Source organism: Mameliella sp. MMSF_3455 (assembly GCF_030733205.1).
GTDB lineage: Bacteria > Pseudomonadota > Alphaproteobacteria > Rhodobacterales > Rhodobacteraceae > Antarctobacter.
Genome location: NZ_JASHJL010000020.1, coordinates 51,264 through 71,320, shown reverse-complemented (window position 1 = coordinate 71,320; position 20,057 = coordinate 51,264). Strand labels below are relative to the sequence as shown.

Here is a 20,057-nt window from a genome sequence, read left to right as displayed (position 1 = left end):
ATGTAACAGTTTGATGTGCCGGGTCATGCCGGCTTTGGCCCTGCGTGCGGGTGCGGCAAACGGGCAACGCCCGGTTCAGGTCACAGCCGCTTGCGCGCGTTCAGCGCCGCGGTGATGGTGCCGTCGTCCAGGTAGTCCAATTCGCCGCCGATTGGCACGCCCTGCGCCAGCGAGCTGAGCTGGATGCCCCGGTCTTCCAGCTGGTCGGCGATGTAATGGGCGGTTGTCTGGCCGTCGATGGTGGCGTTCAGGGCCAGGATGACCTCTGTCACGCCCTCGGCCTCGATCCGTTGCAATAGCTGCGGGATGCGCAGGTCTTCGGGGCCGACGCCATCCAGCGCGGACAGTGTGCCGCCCAGGACGTGATAGCGCCCCTTGTAGGTGCCGCCGCGTTCCATCGCCCAGAGGTCGGCGACCTCTTCGACGACACAGAGCAGCCCGTTGGCGCGGCCCTCGTCGGCGCAGATCGGGCAGATCTCCGAGGTGCCGACATTGCCGCAGTTCAGGCATTCGCGGGCACGTTCGGCCACATCGGCCATGGCCTTGGCCAGGGGCGCCAGAAGGATCGCGCGCTTGCGGATCAGGTGCAGGACTGCGCGGCGGGCAGAACGCGGGCCGAGGCCGGGCAGGCGCGCCATCAGGTCGATCAGGTGCTCGATCGGGTTGGCATCGCGGGCCATGTCAGGGGGCCTCGCCGGGCAGCGGGATGCGCGTGACGTCAAACCCTTCGGCGCGCAGAAGTGCGATCATGCCGTTTTCGCCCGGCAGATGGAAGTTGCCGACGCCGATGAAAACGCCGCCTTCGGTCAGCGCGTCGCGGGCGGCATTCACGAAGTCCTCGTTGCGCTCATCCACCAGGTATTCGGTCATCCGGGCGTAGAGCGCGGGCCCCTCGTTTCCAAGCGCGGCAGTGACCTGTGCCTCGTCCCAGGCCATCATCAGCCCGACCTGTCCGGTCCGGTAAAGCGCCAGCGCGGTGGCGCGGGCCTCTGGCGTGGCGCCGGGCATCAGGTAGACGGCGTAGGTGCCGATGATGGCGCGGGCGAGATCCTCGTTGCCGGGCGTGTTCAGCTTGGTCGAAAGCCGGTCGCTGTCTTCCAGCGGCAGGACGGGGATGCCCCGGATATGCGCGAGCGTCTGCAGGTAGCTGTCCTGAGAGGGCAGGACCCCGGCAGAGAAATCCTCGCAGGGGTCGTAGAGCAGCAGCTCCGCCAGCGTCCCCAGCCTCAGTTCCGGCAGCGCGTCGCCGGACCAGCCGAGGGCACGCAGGCGCGCCACAAGGTGGTCTTCGAACCGTTCCGGCAGGCCGAGGTCATGGTAGGCGGTGACAGAGCCGTCCTGGCGATAGACATCGTCGCCGCGCATGTAGGCGTCATGGCTTGCACGGTCCGGAAAGGTCGGGTCGATTTCCAGCCCCAGCCGGTCGGCGCCGGTCAGGGCCTCCCGCACCGCCTCGGGCAAGTCGAGCACGCTGCGGTGGCTGCTGTGCATCGTCCCCCAAAGATGGGAGACAGCGCCATCCGGCGCCGTGATGCGCCAGAAGCGTCCAGTGGCATTGGGGATCGCGGCGGCGCGCGCCTCCAGTTCGGCCCGGCCCTCGGGGGCAAAGACCTCGTCGTAAATCTCGATCCGGGGCGGAAAGCACAGATCGCGCGTGGCCCAGTCCTGCGCCGCGACCGGGGCCGCGGCGGCGAGGGCGAGCCCGGTCAGGCCCGCACGCAGCAGATCCCGCACCCGCCCCGGCACGGATCAGAACGGCAGTTTCATGTCGGCGGGCAGGCCCATTTCCTGGGTCAGCTTCTGCATCTCGGACTGGGCGCGTTCGCTGGCGCGGGCCTGAGCGTCCTTGATGGCGGCCAGGATCAGGTCCTCGGCCACTTCCTTTTCCGACGGCACAAAAATCGACGGGTCGATTTCAAGGCCCGTCAGTTCGCCCTTGGCGGTGGCGGTCGCCTTGACCAGGCCGGCGCCGGATTCGCCGGTCACGGTCGTGTTGGCCAGCTCTTCCTGCATCTCGGCCATCTTGGCCTGCATGTCCTGCGCCTGTTTCATCATCTTGGCCATGTCGCCAAGCCCGCCCAAACCTTTCAGCATGTTCTGTCTCCTGGTAGATAGTCCGCCGAACAGTCGGCGCGGTGTCGAGAAGTGTTGCCCTACATATCGCAGTCGCGGGGGCGATGGACAAGGCGCAGGCGCCGCGTCAGCCCCGTGCCGCGGCGATTTGATGCCACGCGGGGCAGGTCGGTGCGGTCACTCCTCGAAGGGATCCCATTCGTCCTCGACCTCTGGCAGGGCTTCTTCCAGCGCCTCTGTCGCCGCTTCTTGCGCGGTGCGGATATGGGTGATCGTCGCTTTCGGAAAGGCGGCCATTGCGGCCTGCACAAGCGGGTGCTCCTGGGCCTCGGCCCTCAGCGCCAGTTCGGCGGCGTCGCGTTTCTCGACCACGGTCGGTGTCTCGCAGCCGTTGACCAGGATTACCGCCCAGCGATTGCCGGTCCATCGTTGCAAAGCCGCGCCAAGCCGTTGCGCAAGGTCGGGCGCGGCGTCCTCGGCGGGCGTGAACTCGATCCGGCCGGGCTGATAGGCGGCAAGCCGCACCGCCCCCTCGACCTCGACCAGCAGTTTGACGTCACGATTGGCGCGGATCAGCTCCAGCACATGATCGAAGGTGGGATAGCGGGCCAGGGCCTCGGCGGCCTCGGTGGCCAGCGCGGTCACCGTTCCACCGGAATGACCGCCGCCGTTGTGCTGCGCAGAGGTTTGCGGCGCATGTGTCATCCCGCCCGACGGACCGGCAGGCGCGCCGCCGGGGCCGCCGTTTGGCGCGGGCGGAGGCGGGCTGTCCTGCAACTTGCGCATCAGTTCCTCGGGCGAGGGGCCCTCGGCCACATGGGTCAGCCGGATCACCGCCATCTCGGCGGCCATCATGGCAGACGGCGCGTTCGACACTTCCTCGATCGCCTTCAGCAGCATCTGCCAGGCGCGGGCCAATGCCCGCATTCCCAGTCCGTCGGCAAAGGCCTGTCCACGCCCGCGTTCGTCGGGCGAGACCGTGGGGTCGTCGGCGGCCTCGGGCGTGATCTTGACCACGGAAATCCAGTGAGTCAGCTCGGCCAGGTCGCGCAGCACCGCCAGCGGGTCGGCACCATCGGCATATTGTGCCGACAGTTCCTCGAGCGCGCCGGCGGCGTCACCGCGCATGACGCGTTCGAACAGGTCCATGACCCGGCCCCGGTCGGCCAGGCCCAGCATGGCGCGCACCTGTTCGGCGGTGGTTTCCCCGGCGCCGTGCGAAATCGCCTGATCCAGCAGCGAGGTCGCATCGCGGGCGGATCCTTCGGCGGCGCGGGTGATCAGCGCCAGCGCCTCGTCGGTGATCTCGGCCGCTTCGGCCTTGGCGATCTTGCGCAAGAGGCCGATCATGTCCTCGGGTTCGATCCGCCGCAGGTCGAAGCGCTGGCAGCGCGACAGCACCGTCACCGGCACCTGCCGGATCTCGGTCGTGGCGAAGATGAACTTCACATGGCTGGGCGGTTCTTCCAGCGTCTTCAAGAGCGCGTTGAACGCGCTCTTGGACAGCATGTGAACCTCGTCGATGATGTAGATCTTGTAGCGCGCGCTGGCTGCCCGGTAATGCACGCTGTCGATGATCTCGCGGATGTCGCCGACGCCGGTGCGGCTGGCGGCGTCCATTTCCAGAATGTCGACGTGGCGGCCTTCCATGATCGCGACGCAATGTTCGCACTTGCCGCAGGGGTCCGTCGTCGGGCCGCCGTTGCCGTCCTCGCCAATGCAGTTCATGCCCTTGGCGATGATCCGTGCGGTCGTGGTCTTACCGGTGCCGCGAATGCCGGTCATGATGAAGGCCTGGGCGATCCGGTCGGCGGCAAAGGCGTTTTTCAGCGTGCGCACCATCGCGTCCTGCCCGACGAGATCGGCAAAGGTCTCGGGGCGGTACTTGCGGGCGAGCACCTGGTAGGCGGGGGCGTCGGTCATGGGGGTCCTGTCTGGTGTTGCGGCCAAAGTAAGCGCTGCGCGCCGGGCCGTCCACCGCCCTCTGACCGGGATTGCGCAGGCAGTGCTTGATTTCCGCGCGCCGACGCGGCACATCAGGGACAGGGCCGCTTGCCGGGGGCCTCCTGATCCGCGGAAAGCACTTGCACCGGCCCGAACGGAAGACCACCGATCATACGGTTTTCTCTGGCCCGACACGGCGGATCGCGGGCAGTGACGGAGGAACCCGATCATGACCGAGCTTTCCCTTGACACCCTGCGCTTTGAGGCCAAGCGCCTGCACCGTGCCTATATTGCGCGCGAGGTCTGGGCGCTGCAGCGCCTGCAACAGCACCCGCCAAGGCGCGCGCCCGACAGCCTGCGGCGTGCCGATTTCCTGCATGTTATCGCGCAGGAAAACGGTTTTGCCAGTTGGCCGCGCCTGAAACTCGCCGCCGAAACGACGGGGCTGGACCGCGCCGCGAAACTGCAACGGCTGAAAATCGCGCTGTTTCATGGCCAGACCCCGGTCATCGTGGCTTTGCTGGCCGATACGCCCGACCTGGCGGATGGGGTGTTCGGCCTGGAATGCGCGCTCTACCGGCGCGAGGCCGTAGCTGCCGCGCTGGCACGCGATCCAGGTCTGGCCACTCGGCCCCTCGGCCCGCGCCGCCCGATCCTGCACTTGGCGTTCTCGCGCTGGATCAAGGCCCGCCCCGAGCTGGAGGAGGACATGCTGGCGGTGGCTGACCTGCTGTTGGCGCATGGGGCCGACGTGAATGACGGCTACCCGGCCGCCGAGGGCGAGGATCACCTGCTGTCGGCGCTCTATGGCGCCATCGGCCATGCCGACAACATGGTGTTGGGCCGCTGGTTGCTGGACCATGGCGCCAACCCCAACGACAACGAGTCGCTCTATCACGCCACCGAACTGGGCCACCATGAGGGACTGCGGATGCTGCTGGAGGCAGGCGCCGATCCGCATGGCACCAATGCGCTGCTGCGGGCGATGGATTTCCACGATCACGCGGCCGTCGAGATGCTGCTGTCGCATGGCGCCCGGCCGGACGATTTCAACCCCGAGGAGGTTGGCGGAGAGGCGCCCTGGGTGGTGCCCGCCCTGCACCAGGCGGCCCGGCGGGGCTGTGACCGTCGCATGGTGGACATGCTGCTGGAAGCGGGTGCCGATCCGGCGCGCGTCTGGCAGGGCGCCACGGCCTATGCCTATGCTCGCGTGCATGGCAATCGCGCCGTGGCCGAGGCGATCGAGGCGCGCGGTGCGGCGACCCCGCTCAGCCGCGAGGAAACCCTGCTGGCCCGCGCCGCGGAAGGGCAGCCCAGTCCGGGCGAATACATCGACCCCGCGCGCCTTGCCCCGGCCTATGCCAACATCCTGCGCGAGACGCTCCACCTGCCCGACAGGTTGCCGGTGCTGGAACGGCTGGTGGCGCTGGGCCTGCCCTGGGATCTGCCGGACGGCATGGGCGTGACGCCTGTGCAGGCCGCCGGTTGGGAAGGTCTGCCCGATGTCATGGGGTTCTTCCTGCGGCTGAAACCGGACCTGAGCCACGTCAACGGTTATGGTGGCACGCTGCTGGGCACCATCCTGCACGGCGCCGAAAACGCGCCCGACCGCGACAGCCGGGATCACATCGGCTGCCTCGAGCAGGCCCTGCATCACGGCGTTGCCCTGCCGCGGCGCGAGATCGGTTTTGTCGCGCGCGAGGACATCCGCGCCTTTCTCGAAGACTGGGCCGAGTCGCACCCCGGGCAGGTGGTCTGAGCGGGCCGGTGCCTTCGGGTGCGGGCCTTTCCGTGGCATTCTGAGCGCACAACATGAAAAACTTGCCGCAAGTCCCCGACTCTGGTGGGGATTGCCGGCTGTCTTCGATCCGAATCGCTAGGCCAGTCTGGACATGCGTGTATTATCCCGGGTGGCGGAAATCCGCGGCCGTGGGGGCGGCTGCTGGCCCGTCGCTGCCGATTGGGGAGACATTGCATGATCGAGGACGAGCAGAATGCAGCCGGCACCGCCGGGCCTGTCACTCTGCATGTCCTGCCCGTGGGGGGCGGCATCCTTGCCTTTTCGCAACTGCCTGGCGCCGGGGGCGATTATCGCGGCGATCTGGAACACCTGTCCAGCTGGCGCCCGGCGATGGTGATTTCCCTCGTCAGCCAAGTCGAGATGCTGGAGGCCGGGGCCAAGACCCTCGGTCAGGACGTCCAGGACAAGGGGACGCGCTGGGTACATATGCCGATCAAGCGCGGCGATGCGCCCAATGCTTCTGTCGAAGAAGGCTGGCCAAAAGTCAGCACACAGGTCCGCAAGGCGCTGCTCGGGGGCGGGCGCGTCATGTTGCACAGCCGCGAAGGCAAGGGGCGGGCGGCCATGATGGCCCTGCGGCTGATGATCGAGGCGGGCGAAGCCCCGGACGAGGCGGAGGCGCGCCTGCAATCCGTCCAGCGGGGCGCCTATCTTGAATCCTGGCAGCGCAACTGGTCGCTCAAGGCCGAGCGCGAGCCGGTGCCCTTCGTGCGGCACGCCCGGTCGGGTTGAACATGCTGCAAATGGATGGGGCGGAAAGACAACGGCCCGGCGCTTGCGCACCGGGCCGTTTGTGGTGAGAGATTGTAACGACCCAAGCGGGGCTCGTTACGGCTGCTTCCTTCCGGACCTGACCGGGTTGGCGAGGCGCTTGCCCGCACAACCTCTCGACCGTCTATTTAAGGCCCCGGCGCGGATTTTGCAATGGGGTGCGATGCACTCTCCCGTTTGCCGCGCGGGGCGTTTATGAGGGCGGCATGGACGAGACATTCGAGATTTTCGCAAGCGTGCCGCCGGGGCTGGAACCTCTGTTGCTGGAAGAGGTCAACGCCGCGGGATTCGCGCAACCCGCGCAGGTTCCGGGCGGTGTGACCTTTCAGGGAGGCTGGCCCGAGGTGGCGCGGGCCAACCGCGAGTTGCGCGGTGCGGGCCGTGTGCTGGCGCGCTTTGCCAGCTTTCGGGCGATGCACCTTGCGCAACTGGACAAGCGGGCGCGGAAACTGGATTGGGCGGCTGTGCTGCGCCCCGACGTGCCGGTGCGGGTCGAGGTGACCTGCCGCAACTCAAAGATCTACCACGACCGCGCCGCGCGCCAGCGCGTCGAAGGCGCCATCGCCGAGACGGTGGGCGCGCCGGTCCTGAAAGAGGCCTCGGACGAGGCGGTGCGCATCTTGCTGCGGATCGAGGATGACCTTGCGGTCTTTTCCGTCGACACCTCGGGCGAGCCGCTGCACCGGCGGGGCCTCAAGCAGCAGGTGGGCAAGGCCCCCATGCGAGAGACGCTGGCGGCGCTCTTCCTGCGGGCCTGTGGCTATGACGGGTCCGAACCGTTGGTGGACCCGATGTGCGGGTCCGGCACCTTTGTCATCGAGGCGGCAGAGATCGCCGCCGGGCTGGCACCTGGCCGGGCACGGGGCTTTGCGCTGGACCGGTTGGCGGTGGAGGTTCCGGCGGCGCCGCAGAAGGTGCGCCGCGAGGTCTGCGTGCGGTTCCACGGGGCCGACCGGGATGACGGGGCGATCCGGATGAGCCAGGCCAATGCCGAACGGGCCGGGGTCGCGGAGCTCTGTTCCTTCACCCGCGCGGCAATCAGCGATCTGCAGCGGCCCGAGGGGGCACCCGGGCTTGTCATGGTGAACCCGCCCTATGGCGCGCGGATCGGCAACCGCAAGCTGCTGTTCGCGCTGTATGGCACCCTTGGCGCCGTGTTGCAGGACCGCTTTGCGGGCTGGCGGTTGGGCATGGTCACGTCTGACGGGGGGCTGGCCAAGGCCACGGGGCTGGACCTGACAGCCGGCCCGCCGGTGAGTTTCGGCGGGCTCAAGGTCAAGCTCTACCAGGCCCGTCTGTGAGCGGTCGATTGCGGCCCTGCGCCTAGTCCCGAACCAGCCCGCCGGGACAGAAGAACCGGGTATAGAGGCCGTAGCAGGTGGCCGTCATCCGGTAGCCGTGCAGGTCGATCCGCGCGTAGACGTAGCGGTCCTCGTAGGTCAGGTCGATGCCGGACATCAGCAGATCGGTGCAGGCGCGGTTGTCGGCGCGGCACAGCAGCAGCGCCGCCGCGTCCAGGCCGGACTTGCCGTCGAGACCCTCGTTCGCGACGGTCAGCTGTATCTGGCGGCGCACTTCCGCCTCCGCGGCCTCGGGGCCGGGCTTGGTGACAAGGGCGCCGATCAGCGCCATGACGATCATGCCGAGAAGAAAACGATACATGGCAAAGCCCCTGACTGACCTCTTCCCTGATGGAGTAGGCGAGCGCGCGGCCCTGCGCAAGCGCGTCAGATGAGGCCTGCCAGTCCAGCCCCCTGCAGCAGGTCGTCTGCCAGATGATGCGCGTGCCGGCCCGAGGGCGGCACGAGGTCGGGCACCTGCACGACGGTCATCCCCGCGGCAAAGCCGGCCTCGGCGCCGGTGTTGCTGTCCTCGAAGACAAGGCAGCGGCCCGGTTCTGCCCCCAGCCGGCTGGCGGCCAGCAGGTAGGGGTCTGGGGCCGGTTTGGCCCGGGTCACGCAATCGCGCGTCACGACGACGTCAAAGCGCCGCGCGAGGTCCGACCGCGCCAGCTTGTGCAGGGCAGAGGTACGCCGCGACGAGGTGGCGATGGCCACGGGCACCGCCCGCCCCGCGAGGTGGTCCAGCAGGTCGATCGCACCGGGTTTCAGCGGGATGCCCTGCGCGGTCTGGCGGCGGTCCTCTTCCAGCCAGTCGGCATGGATCGCGTCGAAATCCAGCGCGCCGAAGTGCTGTTCTAGGATCGTGCGTCCGGTGTCGCTGGCGGTGCCGACCAGCTGCAGGAAAATCGCCTCTGTCAGGTCGGCGCCGTGACGGGCCAGCACCCGGCGCCCGGTGACGAAGGCAAGGCTTTCGGTGTCGACCAGCGTTCCGTCCAGATCGAAGATCACGGCATCATAGGGCATCGGTTTTCCGGTTCGCAGCGTTCGGCCAAGGCCTAGACGGAAAACGGGCGGCCCGAAAGCCGCCCGCCACAAAGTTTCGTGTCGCGGTCCTACAGCGAGATGCGGAAAAGCGCGAAACCGTCGGCGCCTTCGCCCGCGTCCTCGATGGTGACGCCCTTTACGTCATCGGCGTAGTCGCGCGCCTTGGGGCCGGTTTCGAACAGGACAGTGGTGCCTTCCATCGGTTTGAACGACCAGTTGGCATCGGCGGAGGGGTTGATGGTGCCCTGTTCGACGATGTAGCGCACGATCACGTCGCGGTTGGTGTCCGGCGCCTCGAAGATCACCGTATCGCCCTTGGCGCCCGGGAAATCGCCGCCGCCCGAGGCGCGATAGTTGTTGGTGGCGATGACGAACTCCATGTCCGCCGTCACCGGTTCGCCGTTGAAGCGCAGATCGGCGATACGGTTCGCGTCGGGGTTCTCCAGCTCGCCCTTCGGGCCGTACTTGGACGGCTGGCTGAGGTCGATCTGGTAAGTCACCCCGTCGATCACGTCGAAATTGTACGACGGGAAGGCGGGGTTCAGCAGCGGCGCATCCTGCGCGCCCGGATCGACCTGGTTGAACATGCCCGCCGAGCGTTCCAGCCAGTCCTTGACCTGCGCGCCCGTCACTTTCACCGCGCGCACGGTGTTGGGGTAAAGGTACAGGTCCGCCACGTTCTTGATCGCCACCGCGCCGGGGGCGACATCGGTGTAATAATCCGGCCCGCCACGGCCACCGGCCTTGAAGGGCGCGGCGGCGGACAGGATCGGCAGGCCCGCGTATTCGGTGCCGGCCAGCATCTGTTCAATGTACCACTTCTGCGCGATCGACACGATCTGGACCGAGGGATCATCGGCCACCAGCGCAAAATAGCTGTGCAGCGGCGCCGAGGTCTGGCCCACCGCGCGGCGGACATAGGCCAGGGTTTCCTCGTGGTCCTCTTGCGTCGCGTCGATCACAGGCTGGTAATCCTCGACCAACGCGGTGACGGACCGGTCCTCGTTGCGCTTGGCGATCGGGCGCGCCTCGGAGGTGGTGGAGACCACGCGCCAGCTGTTTCCGTCACGCTCCAGCAGCAGATCGATCAGACCCATGTGCGAGCCCCAGAAGCCGCCCATGACGGCGGGCTTGCCGTGGATCGTGCCCTTGTCCACGTCCACCGCGGCATAGTCGGCATAGGTCGGCGAGGGGAAGACGAGGTGCGAATGCCCGGTCATCACCGCGCCGATGCCCTCGACCCCGGCCAGCGGCACGCTGGCGTTTTCCATGCCGTCCGTGTGGTCGGCGGATCCGATGCCGGAGTGCGACAGCGCCACGATGATCTCTGCCCCCTGTTCCAGCATCTCAGGGACGTAGGATTTCGCCGTCTCCACGATGTCGCGGGCGGTGACGTTGCCCTCAAGATGCTTGCGGTCCCAGTTCATGACCTGCGGCGGCGTAAAGCCGATGACACCCACCTTGATCGGGTGCGTGTTGCCCGCGCCGTCGGTCAGCATCCGGTCAAGGATGACGTAGGGCTTGAACAGCGTCTCGTCCTCGCGCGGGGTCGCGCCCTCGGTCTTGGCAACGTTGGCAAGGACCACCGGGAAATCGGCACCCGCCATCGATTTCATCAGGAAATCGAGGCCGTAGTTGAACTCGTGGTTGCCGATGGTGGCCGCGTCAAAGCCCAGCGTGTTCATCGCGGTCACGATGGGATGCATGTCCCCCTCTTTCATGCCGCGTTCGTAGGCGATGTAATCGCCCATCGGGTTGCCTTGCAGGAAATCGCCGTTGTCCAGCAGCATGGTGTTGGTCGCCTCGGCGCGGATGCCCTCGATGATCGAAGCGGTGCGCGACAGGCCGACGGTGTCGCGCGGACGGTCGGCGTAATAGTCGTAGGGATGGACGTGGACGTGAATGTCCGTCGTTTCCATGATCCGCAGATGCGCCTGGTTGGCCGCCGCACGGGCCGAATAGGGGTGCAAGGTGATCAGGGCGGCTCCGGCTGTGGTTCCGGCAAGGAACTGGCGCCGCGAGAGACGTGCATCGAAGGACTGTGACATGGTTTTCCCCAAAGTTTGGCTGCGTGACGGTATTGACCCGGAAATTCCAACAGTGGTGTGACGCTAACACGATTCCCGCGTGTCGTGGCGGGTTGACCTTGGGGAAATCGCGCGGGCTTTGGGTTTGCATCCCGGTCCCCGGCGGGCAAATGTGCGGTCGCAGGCAAAGGGGGCAGGATGCGGCACGCGGAAGAGGTGACATTCGGGGGATCGGGGCTGGATCGCGCAGCCGAGATCCGGGGCGACATCGGCGCATTGGCCGCCGCCATGCAGGACGCGCGGGCGCGCACGATCCCGATCTGGCGCGGCAAGCCGCTGGTGGCGGGCGAAGGCATGATGGAGGCCGTGCGCCTGCCACTGGATCACCCGATCCTGGCGGAGGCAGACGGCCCGCCGATCCTGCTGGGCCGCGAGGAGGGCGCAGCGGTCTTTTCGCACGACATCTCGGGCTGGACGCCGCCGGATTTCGACGCCGAGGCGCAGGCCAGCTTTCTCGACCCCAGCGAATACAGCCACCCAAGTTGCCCGGAAGCCCGCTTTGCCGAGTTGCGCCGCATCATGACCCGGCTGACGCCCCGCGACGCGGAACTGGCGGCGACGGCCAAGGCGGTGCACGGCTGGCACGGAAGTCACCGGTTCTGCTCGCGTTGCGGCGCCGAATCCGAGATGCACCAGGCCGGCTGGACCCGCATCTGCCCGGCCTGCGGCGGGCAGCATTTCCCGCGCACCGACCCGGTGGTGATCATGCTGATCACCCGGGGCAACCGCTGCCTGCTGGGCCGCTCGCCGGGTTGGCCCGAGGGGATGTATTCCTGCCTTGCCGGTTTCGTCGAACCGGGCGAGACGATCGAGGCCGCCGTGCGGCGCGAGACCTGGGAAGAGGCGGGCATCCGCGTCGGCCCGGTCCGCTACCTGGCCAGCCAGCCCTGGGCCTTTCCCGCCTCGCTGATGTTCGGCTGTCACGGCGAGGCCCAAAGCGACGAGATCACGGTGGACCCGGCCGAACTGGAAGACGCGATCTGGGTCACGCGCGAAGAGGTGGCCGAGGCGGCGGCGGGCCTACGCGAGGGGTTGCTGCCCGCGCGAAAGGGCGCCATCGCGCATTTCATGTTGCTTAACTGGATGGCGGATAGGCTGGACTGAGACGCGGGTTGCGGTAGGGTCCCGGAAACAAGCCGGACAAGATGAGGCGAAAGCAGGCGGATGGAACTCACGGCACGCGAAGATATCGAGGCCCCGCAGGACCGGGTTTTTGCCATGATGGCGGATTTCGACAGCATCGAGCGCCAGGCGATGCGCCGCGGCCTGGAGGTGACCCGGACCGGGGATGGCCCGGGCGCGGGCATGGCCTGGGACGTGGCATTCAGGTTTCGCGGCAAGCGGCGCGAGGCCGCGATCACCCTGACCGATTATCAGCCGCCAGAGCGGATGGTCTTTGACACCGTGTCGGGCGGGCTGGACATTACGCTGACGCTGGATGTCGTGGCGCTGTCTCCCGCGCGCTCGCGGATCAATGTCACCACCGTGATGGCGGCGCGCACGCTGTCGGCCCGGCTGTTCCTGCAGTCGATGAAACTGGCCCGGGGCGGCATGGACAAGCGGTTCCGCAAGCGGGTGGCCGAACTGGCCGGGGAAATGGAAACCCGGCTGCGCGGCGCGGCCTGATCCCGTTGCGCTGAGGGGACAGGGCGCTAGATTGCCGCAAAAGGCATGAAGGAGCGCCGAATGTTGCGATTGACCTGGGTCCTGGCCCTGCTGGCCGGGCCGCTCTCGGCTCATGAATTCTGGATCGAGCCCGAGGGTTTCGTGATCCCCGACGAGGCGCCGGTGCTGGCGCAGACCCTCGTCGGGACCGAGCTGAAGGGCGCGACCTACAGCTACAACCCCCGCAACTTCACCCGGTTCGACATCGTTACCTCCGAAGGGGTCGAACCCGTCGAAGGACGGCTGGGTGACAAGCCGGCGCTGAACATGGTGCCCGAGGGCACGGGGCTGGCGACCATCGTGCATGTCACCCGCGACTACAGCCTGACCTATACCGAGTGGGAAAAATTCGTCACCTTCGTCGAGCACAAGGATTTCGCCTGGGCGCTGGACCGTCATCTGGACCGCGGACTGGGGCAGGATCGCGTGCGCGAACGCTATTCCCGCCACGCCAAGAGCCTTGTGGCGCTGGGCGATGCCGCGGGCGCCGACCGCGAAGTGGGCCTTGTGACCGAGATCGTGGCCGAGGCGAACCCCTATACCGACGACCTGTCGGACGGCTTTCCGGTGCGCGTGCTCTACCAGGGCGAACCGCGCGTGGAGGTGCAGGTGGAACTGTTCGAACGCGACCCTCAGGGCGAGGTGACGATCCGCCTTTACCGTACCGACCAAGAGGGGCGCGCACGGCTCGAGGTGAAGCCGGGGCATTTCTACCTGGTCGACGCCGTGGTCATGCGGGAACTGGAGATCGAGAAAGACTCCGATCCGGCCTGGGAAAGCCTCTGGGCCTCGCTGACTTTCGAGGTTCCGCAATGAGCCTTGTTCAGCAACTGCGCGCCGCGCTGGACGAGCCCGGCCTCCTGACTGGCGAGGACGTGGCCGCCTGGTCGCGGGACTGGACCGGGCAATACAGTTGGACGCCGCTCTGCGTGGCGCGGCCGCGATCCACCGCCGAGGTGTCCGCCGTGCTGCGCGCGGCCCATGCGGAACGGGTCCCGGTAGTGCCGGTCTCCGGGCACACCGGTCTTGCTGGCGGCACTTCGGGCGAAGGGGCGGTGATGCTCTCGCTCGACCGGATGACCCGGATCGAGGAAATCCGGGGGCCCGCCCGGCTGGCGGTGGTCGAGGCGGGCGTGATCCTCAGCGACCTCCACGCCGCCGCCGCGGCGCAAGGCTTGAGCTTCCCGATGACCTTCGGCGCCAAGGGCTCCGCCCGGATTGGCGGCATTCTCGCCACCAACGCGGGCGGCTCCAACGTCCTGCGCTATGGCAACACCCGTGACTTGGTGCTGGGGCTGGAGGCGGTGCTGGCCGATGGCCGGGTCGTGGACTTGATGTCGGAACTGCACAAGAACAACACCGGCTACGATCTGCGTCACCTGCTGATCGGATCGGAGGGCACGCTGGGGGTGATCACGCGCGCGGTGCTGAAACTGGTGCCGCAGCCGCGTGCCTTTGCCGCCGCGATGGTGGCAACCGAAACGCTGTCGGGTGCGCTGGAGGTGCTGAACCGGCTCAGGGACGTGACCGGCGGCGCGGTCGAGGCCTTCGAGTTCATGTCGCGTTTCTATGTCCAGCAATACGCGCGGATGCACCCCGAGGCCCGGCCGGTCCTCGACGGTGATTACGACGTGACCATCCTTGTCGAACTGGGTGCCACCGCCCCGCGCGACGCCGAGCCGGGGCCTGACGGGCAGGTGCCGATCGCGGCCTACCTCGAAGAGGTGCTGGGCGACATGCTGGAAGAGGGCGCCGTGTTGGATGCCGCGGTCGCCCAAAGCGACGCCCAGCGCGAGGCCATGTGGGCCCTGCGCGAGGCGGCGGCCGAGGTTTCGCTGTCGCATGTGCCGCTGGTCAACAACGACGTCTCGGTGCCGCTGGACAAGGTCGAGACCTTCCTTGAACAGGCGGGCGCGCGGCTGGCGGACATCGACCCCGACGCGCAGCCCGTCGTCGTCTCTCACCTGGGCGACGGCAACGTGCACTACCCGGTCTGGATCGGCGACGCGGGCCGGAAGGACGCGGTGATGCAGGCGGTCGAGGACGTGGTGCTGGGGCTCGGCGGCTCGTTTTCCGCCGAACACGGCATCGGCCTGGCCAAGCGTCCCTCGATGGCGCGGCGCAAGGATGCCGTGGCGCTGGATGTGATGCGGGCGATCAAGCAGGCGCTTGATCCGCAGGGGATATTGAACCCGGGCAAGCTGCTGCCCTGAGCCCCGGGCGCCGCCCGGTGCCCTTGCCCAAGACCAGCTCTGTCACCGATGTCGGACGAGGGGGCGCTGCCCCCTCTGACCCCCGGAGTATTTTTGCAGAGAAGAAGCCAGCAGCGCGCGCCTCAGGCGTCGCGCTGGGCGATCCAGTCGTGATCGGGGTGGTTCCGGAAGCGCCACTTGCGCATCGGGCCGGCCATGACGTTCAGGTAATACATCTCGTAGCCGTAGGGCGCGCCGCAGGGGTGGTGGCCCTTGGGCACCAGCACCACGTCATGGTCACTGACCGACATGGTGACATCCAGCGACCCGTCCTCGGTAAAGACCCGTTGGTGCCCGTAGCCCTGCGCCGGGTTCAGCCGGTGGTAGTAGGTCTCTTCGAGGTAGGTCATCTCGGGGAAATTGTCCTCGTCGTGACGGTGCGGCGGATAGGACGACCAGTGTCCCGAAGGCGTGTAGACCTCTGTCACCAGCAGCGAGGAGGCCACGTCGCGTTCCTCCATCGCGATGGGGTGGATGTGGCGCGTGTTGGTGCCCTTGCCGCGGTCCACCAGGTCGATGCCCTCGGGACCGATCCGGGCGGCGGGGTAGTCGGCGATCGCCGGGGCCGAGCAGACCGCCAGGGTGCACTCCGTGGTGGCCGTCGCGGTCCAGTCCGCTCCGGCGGGCAGGTAGACCGCGTGCGGCGCGATGCGGTCAAAGACATCCATGCGTTCGCCCAGTTCGCCGAAATCCCGGCCGCCGCCGCTGATGTGTGCCTTGCCCTCGACCAGCACGAGGATCACCTCGCGGTCGCCGGTTCGGCCCTCGGCGTGGTCGTCGATATGCAGCCGCCAGAGGTCAAAGCCGACATAGCCCCAGTCGGGGCTTTCCGACGTGCGGGCATTGTCCACGGTGATCTGATGGACCTTGCCGGTTGTCCCGGCGGGTTTGCGGAGCAGTTGGGTCATGCTGGTCTTCCTTGGATCAGGGTTGGCGGCGCGCGTCCTGCTCTGCAAGCGCCTGTGCGAATTCCGCGGGAGTAAGGTCTTCGGACAGGGCCCGGTGGAACAGGGCGCTCTGGGTTTCCGGGGCCAGGCCGCCCAGCGGCGGGTCGCTGTCGAGGTTGGTGGGAAAGGAATAGCCCTCGGCGGCGGCGCCCACGGCGGCGGCCAGCGCTTCGTCCCCGAGGCGCCCGGCGGCGCGCAACGTCTGGATCGCGGGGTAAAGCGTGCGGCTCATGGCCGTCCGGTCCACCGTCTCCATCGCACGGCCAAACGCCGAGGACACCTGCAGCAGGTTTGCCATGCGTTCGATGTCGGTGCTGCGGTTCTCGCCCGCCGCATGAAACAGGGCCGGATTGAAGAAAACCGCGTCGCCCTTGGCCAAGGGCAACTGGATATGTTTCTCCTCGAAGAACTCTCGGAAATCCTCGCGCCGGTAGGCCATGTAGCCGGGGCGGAACAATTGCGAGAAGGGCAGCAGTTTCGTCGGGCCGCTTTCGATGGGCATGTCGCAATGGGCCACGGCGCCCTGCAGGGTCATCACCGCCGAAAGGTCATGCACATGGGCCGGGAATCGCGCGGCCACCTCGGCGGTCTGAAAGCCAAGGTGATAGTCGCGGTGCGCCGATTGGGCCTGCCCGCCGGGGCGCACGAGGTTCACCTGCGCGGTCATCTGGTAGAAAGGCCCAAGCCAGGCCTCGCAGACCGCCGCGATCGCCGGGTTGCCATAGTAGAGCGCAAAGCCCTCGGGATCTTCGAGACAGTGTTTCTGCAGCGAATTCCAGATGCGGGCGTTCGACCCGGCCTTGGCGAAATGGTCGCCTGCGCCCAGTCCGGCCTCGCTCTCGCGGGCGATGATCCGGTTGAAGACGGCGGTGGCCGCGTCGACGGGGGCAGTGTCCGCATAGGCGCCTTTCAGCGCCAGGACGCCGGCGGATCGGCCCAGGACAAAGCCCCATTCGGCCAGCAACTCGGCGCGCTGGGCGGGATCGCCCAGTGTCGCCTGCAGCGAGGCCACGTCATAGACCGGCACGTTCTTTTCCACCGCCGAGGCAAATCGAAGGTCCGCGGCAGAGAGGCTCTGTCCGGTCAGCCGGGCAAATTCAGCAAGGTCACAGGACGTGACGTCGAAATAAGCCGTGTCTTTCATGACGATCCTCCTTCGTCGGTGTACTTCTTCCGGATCGCCTCGGCGTCGAAGGCGACAAAGAACTGGTGCGCGCAATAGACCCCGATGGCGCCGAACAGGATCGACCAGCCGGGGTTGCCCCAGCTGAGTTCCAGCAGCGCCCAGCCCAGGCAGGCGGCCACCACAAAGATGCGGCGCCAGAGCGGGATGAAGAAGGGATGCTGGACGTCGAACATGGGTCAGCCCCTGTCCAACCCAGTGGCGCGCGCTGTCTCCCGCAGCGTGGTCAGGCCAAGGGTCTGGTATTTCATCGGGTCACGCAGATCGGGGTCCTGTTCGGCCTCGATCACCAGCCAGCCCTCGTATCCGGTGTCGGACAGGATCTGCAGGCAGGGGGCAAAGTCGATCGCGCCCTCGGCATCGCCGGGCACGGTGAAGACGCCCCTGCGCACGCCTTCGAGAAAGGTCAGGTCCTCGCCCCGGACCTGGTTCATGATGTCCTGACGCACGTTCTTGGCGTGGAAATGGCGCACGCGGGGGGCGTGGCGGGCCAGAACCGCTGCCGGGTCTCCGCCGCCGAAATGGCAATGTCCGGTGTCGAACAGCAGGTGCGTCGCGGGGCCGGTGGCGGCCATCAGCCCGTCGATGTCCTCGGGGCTTTCGATGATGGTGCCCATGTGGTGGTGATAGACCAGCGTCAGCCCCTGGTCGGCGCAGAACTGCGCTATCTCCTCCAGCTTGGCGCCATAGCTGGCCATCTCGTCCGCAGAGAGCCGGGGGCGCTGCGACACGGGTGTCTCCTTCGAGCCGTGCACCGTGTTGGAACATTCGGCAGCGATGCAGACCGAACAGCCGTTGGTCTTCAACATGTCCAGGTGCGGCTGGATCGCCGTCTTCTCGTCCTCGACGGAACGGGCGCAAAGCTCGAGCGAATACCAGGCCGATGGCAGGACAAGCCCGTGGCTGCCCAGCAGGTCCTTGAGCGCCTGCGGATCGGCGGGCCAGCGGTGGCCGCCCTCGATCCCCTCAAAGCCGATCGAGGCGGCCTGTGACAGGATCTGGTCGGTCGGGATATGGGCGCCCAGCGTCTGGTCGTCGTCGTTGGCCCAGGCGATGGGGTTGGTGCCGTAGCGGATCATTGGCGTGTCTTTCCTTTGGGGCAGGGGCCGTGCGGGCCGGTCCTGTCAGATGCGTTCCTTGAGCTGGGCCTCATATCCCTTGCGGGCCTCGGTCACCTCCTCGCGGGGCGAGACCTCGGGCACGGCCACGTCCCACCAGTGACCGCCGTGCGGCGTGCTGGGGTAGGGGTCCGTGTCGATCACCACGACAAACGGGCCTGCGGCATCGGCGGCGCGTTTCATCGCCTCTTCCAGTTCGGCGATGGTCTGGACGTGGATGGCCGCCGCCCCCATGCTGGCGGCATGGGCGGCGAAATCGATATTGCTCTGCGCCGCGCTGGAGTGGTCGAGGAGATTGTTGAACTCGGCCCCGCCGGTGCCCATCTGCAACCGGTTGATGCAGCCAAAGCCGCGGTTGTCGGTGATCACGAGCGTGATCTTGGTGCCCATCGCGACCGCTGTCGCCAGCTCGGAATTGGCCATCATGTAGCTGCCGTCGCCCAGCATGCAGACGACGTCGCGCCCCGGTTGGGCCATCTTGATGCCCATGGCGCCGGCGATCTCGTAGCCCATGCAGGAAAAGCCGTATTCCATGTGATAGGCGCCCGGGCGCGGGGCCTTCCACAGCTTGTGCAATTCGCCCGGCATGGTGCCGGCGGCGCACATCACCACGGTGTCCGGCCCGCTCGCACGTTGCATCGCGCCGATCACCTGCTGGTCGGTGGGCAGCTGGTTGCCGTCGGCGGGCGCATCGGTCAGCGGATCGACGGCGGCGAACCAGTCCTGTTTCAGCTGCGCCGGGACATCCTCGGCCCGGTACGAGGTCAGCTCCAGCGCCAGTTCGGTCAGCCCGGTCTTCGCGTCCGACTGCAGGGGCAGCGCGCCATGTTTGACCGCGTCATAGGCGTTGACGTTCAGGCTCACCAACGTGGCGGCCGGATTCTTGAACACCGTCCAGGACCCGGTGGTGAAATCCTGAAACCGGGTGCCCACGCCCAGCACAAGATCCGCCTCGCCGCAGACCGCATTGGCCGACGACGCGCCGGTCACGCCCACGGGACCCAGGTTCAGCGGGTGATCCCAGGCCAGCGCCGACTTGCCCGCCTGCGTCTCGACCACGGGGATGTTGTGCGCCTCTGCAAAGCCCTGCAGGTCGCCGCAGGCATCCGCGTAGTGCACACCGCCCCCGGCGACGATCACCGGGCGCTTGGCGGCGCGGATCTTTTCCACCACGCGGTGCAGTTCGTGGTGATCGGGGCGGATGCGGCGGCGATACCAGACGTGCGGCTCAAAGAAGCTGGCCGGATAGTCGTAGGCCTCGGCCTGCACGTCCTGGCAAAAGGCCAGCGTGACCGGCCCGCATTGCGCCGGGTCCGTCAGGGTGGCCATCGCGCGGGGCAGGGCGGTCAGCAGCTGCTCGGGCCGGGTGATCCTGTCGAAATAGCGCGAGACGGGGCGGAAACAGTCATTGGCAGAGACGGTGCCGTCCTCGAAATCCTCGATCTGTTGCAGCACCGGGTCCGGCCTGCGGTTGGCAAAGACGTCACCGGGCACCAGCAGCACCGGCAGGCGGTTCACATGCGCCAGCGCGGCGGCGGTGACCATGTTGGTCGCCCCCGGCCCGATCGAGGAGGTCACCATCATCGCCCGTTGCCGCCCGCTCTGCTTGGCAAAGGCAATCGCGCTATGCGCCATCGTCTGTTCGTTGTGACCGCGAAAGGTGGGCAGCTCCTCCTGCGCCTGGTACAGCGCCTCGCCCAGCCCGGCGACGTTGCCGTGGCCGAAGATGCCCCAGCAGCCCGCCAGGAACCTCTCTCCATCCTCGTTCATCTGCGCCGAAAGATAGCGCACCATCGCCTGCGCGGCGGTCAGTCGGATCGTCGTCATGG

The 20,057-nt window shown here is 67.4% G+C and carries 19 protein-coding genes and 1 other RNA gene; 7 read left to right on the top strand and 13 right to left on the bottom strand.

Annotated elements, in window-relative coordinates; all coding sequences use genetic code 11:
• Window positions 1–80 precede the first annotated feature (80 nt).
• The 4 genes from recR to RBB42_RS15685 form a co-directional block, all read right to left on the bottom strand.
• Window positions 81–680, bottom strand: a complete 600-nt coding sequence (gene recR / locus RBB42_RS15700) for a recombination mediator RecR (RefSeq protein ID WP_305971447.1) — start codon at window positions 678–680, stop codon at window positions 81–83.
• A 1-nt stretch (window position 681) separates the two neighbouring features.
• Window positions 682–1,734, bottom strand: a complete 1,053-nt coding sequence (locus tag RBB42_RS15695) for a TraB/GumN family protein (protein WP_305971446.1) — start codon at window positions 1,732–1,734, stop codon at window positions 682–684.
• Window positions 1,735–1,749: 15 nt separating this feature from the next.
• The gene (locus RBB42_RS15690) at window positions 1,750–2,094 is read right to left on the bottom strand and encodes a YbaB/EbfC family nucleoid-associated protein (RefSeq protein ID WP_305971445.1); all 345 of its coding nucleotides are present in this window, start codon (window positions 2,092–2,094) and stop codon (window positions 1,750–1,752) included.
• Window positions 2,095–2,250: 156 nt separating this feature from the next.
• Window positions 2,251–3,996 (bottom strand): DNA polymerase III subunit gamma/tau, encoded by a 1,746-nt coding sequence (locus tag RBB42_RS15685; protein ID WP_371931766.1) that lies wholly within the window; start codon window positions 3,994–3,996, stop codon window positions 2,251–2,253.
• Window positions 3,997–4,246: 250 nt separating this feature from the next.
• Between RBB42_RS15685 and RBB42_RS15680 the strand changes: the two genes are divergently transcribed.
• Together RBB42_RS15680 and RBB42_RS15675 are read left to right on the top strand one after the other, a co-directional pair.
• Window positions 4,247–5,776, top strand: a complete 1,530-nt coding sequence (locus RBB42_RS15680; RefSeq protein ID WP_305971443.1) for an ankyrin repeat domain-containing protein — start codon at window positions 4,247–4,249, stop codon at window positions 5,774–5,776.
• Between the two features lie 216 nt (window positions 5,777–5,992).
• A complete protein-coding gene (locus tag RBB42_RS15675; RefSeq protein WP_305971442.1) occupies window positions 5,993–6,550 on the top strand; it encodes a protein-tyrosine phosphatase family protein in 558 nt (185 codons plus the stop codon).
• A gap of 60 nt (window positions 6,551–6,610) precedes the next feature.
• On the opposite strand, the gene ffs is transcribed toward RBB42_RS15675, so the two are convergent.
• Window positions 6,611–6,710, bottom strand: an RNA gene (gene ffs, locus RBB42_RS15670) — signal recognition particle sRNA small type.
• A gap of 85 nt (window positions 6,711–6,795) precedes the next feature.
• Here ffs and RBB42_RS15665 point away from each other — a divergent pair.
• Window positions 6,796–7,890, top strand: a complete 1,095-nt coding sequence (locus RBB42_RS15665) for a THUMP domain-containing class I SAM-dependent RNA methyltransferase (protein ID WP_305971441.1) — start codon at window positions 6,796–6,798, stop codon at window positions 7,888–7,890.
• 22 nt (window positions 7,891–7,912) lie between these two features.
• Here RBB42_RS15665 and RBB42_RS15660 read toward each other — a convergent pair whose 3' ends face one another.
• From RBB42_RS15660 to RBB42_RS15650, 3 genes are all read right to left on the bottom strand, one after another.
• A complete protein-coding gene (locus RBB42_RS15660; protein ID WP_305971440.1) occupies window positions 7,913–8,251 on the bottom strand; it encodes a hypothetical protein in 339 nt (112 codons plus the stop codon).
• A gap of 65 nt (window positions 8,252–8,316) precedes the next feature.
• Window positions 8,317–8,955, bottom strand: a complete 639-nt coding sequence (locus RBB42_RS15655) for an HAD family hydrolase (RefSeq protein ID WP_305971439.1) — start codon at window positions 8,953–8,955, stop codon at window positions 8,317–8,319.
• 89 nt (window positions 8,956–9,044) lie between these two features.
• Entirely contained in the window at window positions 9,045–11,024 is a 1,980-nt protein-coding gene (locus RBB42_RS15650) for a bifunctional 2',3'-cyclic-nucleotide 2'-phosphodiesterase/3'-nucleotidase (RefSeq protein WP_305971438.1), read from the bottom strand.
• 177 nt (window positions 11,025–11,201) lie between these two features.
• Between RBB42_RS15650 and nudC the strand changes: the two genes are divergently transcribed.
• From nudC to RBB42_RS15630, 4 genes are read left to right on the top strand one after another with little or no spacing between them, the layout of a single operon-like run.
• Window positions 11,202–12,167 (top strand): NAD(+) diphosphatase, encoded by a 966-nt coding sequence (gene nudC / locus RBB42_RS15645; RefSeq protein ID WP_305971437.1) that lies wholly within the window; start codon window positions 11,202–11,204, stop codon window positions 12,165–12,167.
• Window positions 12,168–12,227: 60 nt separating this feature from the next.
• On the top strand, window positions 12,228–12,689 hold the full coding sequence (locus RBB42_RS15640; protein WP_305971436.1) for an SRPBCC family protein: 462 nt from the start codon (window positions 12,228–12,230) through the stop codon (window positions 12,687–12,689).
• A 60-nt stretch (window positions 12,690–12,749) separates the two neighbouring features.
• Window positions 12,750–13,544 carry a DUF4198 domain-containing protein gene (locus RBB42_RS15635; protein ID WP_305971435.1) on the top strand — a complete coding sequence of 265 codons (795 nt, stop codon included), beginning with the start codon at window positions 12,750–12,752 and terminating at the stop codon, window positions 13,542–13,544.
• A complete protein-coding gene (locus RBB42_RS15630; protein ID WP_305971434.1) occupies window positions 13,541–14,941 on the top strand; it encodes an FAD-binding oxidoreductase in 1,401 nt (466 codons plus the stop codon). Before RBB42_RS15635 ends, RBB42_RS15630 begins: the two co-directional genes overlap by 4 nt.
• Window positions 14,942–15,063: 122 nt before the next feature.
• On the opposite strand, the gene iolB is transcribed toward RBB42_RS15630, so the two are convergent.
• From iolB to iolD, 5 genes are read right to left on the bottom strand one after another with little or no spacing between them, the layout of a single operon-like run.
• Window positions 15,064–15,888: a 5-deoxy-glucuronate isomerase gene (gene iolB / locus RBB42_RS15625; protein ID WP_305971433.1), complete on the bottom strand. Its 825-nt coding sequence runs from the start codon at window positions 15,886–15,888 to the stop codon at window positions 15,064–15,066.
• Window positions 15,889–15,904: 16 nt separating this feature from the next.
• On the bottom strand, window positions 15,905–17,071 hold the full coding sequence (locus RBB42_RS15620) for a phytanoyl-CoA dioxygenase family protein (protein WP_305971432.1): 1,167 nt from the start codon (window positions 17,069–17,071) through the stop codon (window positions 15,905–15,907).
• Window positions 17,068–17,286 (bottom strand): hypothetical protein, encoded by a 219-nt coding sequence (locus RBB42_RS15615; protein WP_305971431.1) that lies wholly within the window; start codon window positions 17,284–17,286, stop codon window positions 17,068–17,070. The genes RBB42_RS15620 and RBB42_RS15615 overlap by 4 nt, the downstream gene beginning before the upstream one ends.
• Window positions 17,287–17,289: 3 nt before the next feature.
• Window positions 17,290–18,189: a myo-inosose-2 dehydratase gene (iolE, locus tag RBB42_RS15610; protein ID WP_305971430.1), complete on the bottom strand. Its 900-nt coding sequence runs from the start codon at window positions 18,187–18,189 to the stop codon at window positions 17,290–17,292.
• 45 nt (window positions 18,190–18,234) lie between these two features.
• Window positions 18,235–20,055 carry a 3D-(3,5/4)-trihydroxycyclohexane-1,2-dione acylhydrolase (decyclizing) gene (iolD, locus tag RBB42_RS15605; protein ID WP_305971429.1) on the bottom strand — a complete coding sequence of 607 codons (1,821 nt, stop codon included), beginning with the start codon at window positions 20,053–20,055 and terminating at the stop codon, window positions 18,235–18,237.
• Between the last annotated feature and the right edge of the window lie 2 nt (window positions 20,056–20,057).

Coding starts and splice junctions, on each gene's coding strand:
- recR (WP_305971447.1), bottom strand. CDS start 680: ATGGCCCGCGATGCCAACCCGATCGAGCACCTGATCGACCTGATGGCG.
- RBB42_RS15690 (WP_305971445.1), bottom strand. CDS start 2,094: ATGCTGAAAGGTTTGGGCGGGCTTGGCGACATGGCCAAGATGATGAAA.
- RBB42_RS15685 (WP_371931766.1), bottom strand. CDS start 3,996: ATGACCGACGCCCCCGCCTACCAGGTGCTCGCCCGCAAGTACCGCCCC.
- RBB42_RS15680 (WP_305971443.1), top strand. CDS start 4,247: ATGACCGAGCTTTCCCTTGACACCCTGCGCTTTGAGGCCAAGCGCCTG.
- RBB42_RS15675 (WP_305971442.1), top strand. CDS start 5,993: ATGATCGAGGACGAGCAGAATGCAGCCGGCACCGCCGGGCCTGTCACT.
- RBB42_RS15665 (WP_305971441.1), top strand. CDS start 6,796: ATGGACGAGACATTCGAGATTTTCGCAAGCGTGCCGCCGGGGCTGGAA.
- RBB42_RS15660 (WP_305971440.1), bottom strand. CDS start 8,251: ATGTATCGTTTTCTTCTCGGCATGATCGTCATGGCGCTGATCGGCGCC.
- RBB42_RS15655 (WP_305971439.1), bottom strand. CDS start 8,955: ATGCCCTATGATGCCGTGATCTTCGATCTGGACGGAACGCTGGTCGAC.
- RBB42_RS15650 (WP_305971438.1), bottom strand. CDS start 11,024: ATGTCACAGTCCTTCGATGCACGTCTCTCGCGGCGCCAGTTCCTTGCC.
- nudC (WP_305971437.1), top strand. CDS start 11,202: ATGCGGCACGCGGAAGAGGTGACATTCGGGGGATCGGGGCTGGATCGC.
- RBB42_RS15640 (WP_305971436.1), top strand. CDS start 12,228: ATGGAACTCACGGCACGCGAAGATATCGAGGCCCCGCAGGACCGGGTT.
- RBB42_RS15635 (WP_305971435.1), top strand. CDS start 12,750: ATGTTGCGATTGACCTGGGTCCTGGCCCTGCTGGCCGGGCCGCTCTCG.
- RBB42_RS15630 (WP_305971434.1), top strand. CDS start 13,541: ATGAGCCTTGTTCAGCAACTGCGCGCCGCGCTGGACGAGCCCGGCCTC.
- iolB (WP_305971433.1), bottom strand. CDS start 15,888: ATGACCCAACTGCTCCGCAAACCCGCCGGGACAACCGGCAAGGTCCAT.
- RBB42_RS15620 (WP_305971432.1), bottom strand. CDS start 17,071: ATGAAAGACACGGCTTATTTCGACGTCACGTCCTGTGACCTTGCTGAA.
- RBB42_RS15615 (WP_305971431.1), bottom strand. CDS start 17,286: ATGTTCGACGTCCAGCATCCCTTCTTCATCCCGCTCTGGCGCCGCATC.
- iolE (WP_305971430.1), bottom strand. CDS start 18,189: ATGATCCGCTACGGCACCAACCCCATCGCCTGGGCCAACGACGACGAC.
- iolD (WP_305971429.1), bottom strand. CDS start 20,055: ATGACGACGATCCGACTGACCGCCGCGCAGGCGATGGTGCGCTATCTT.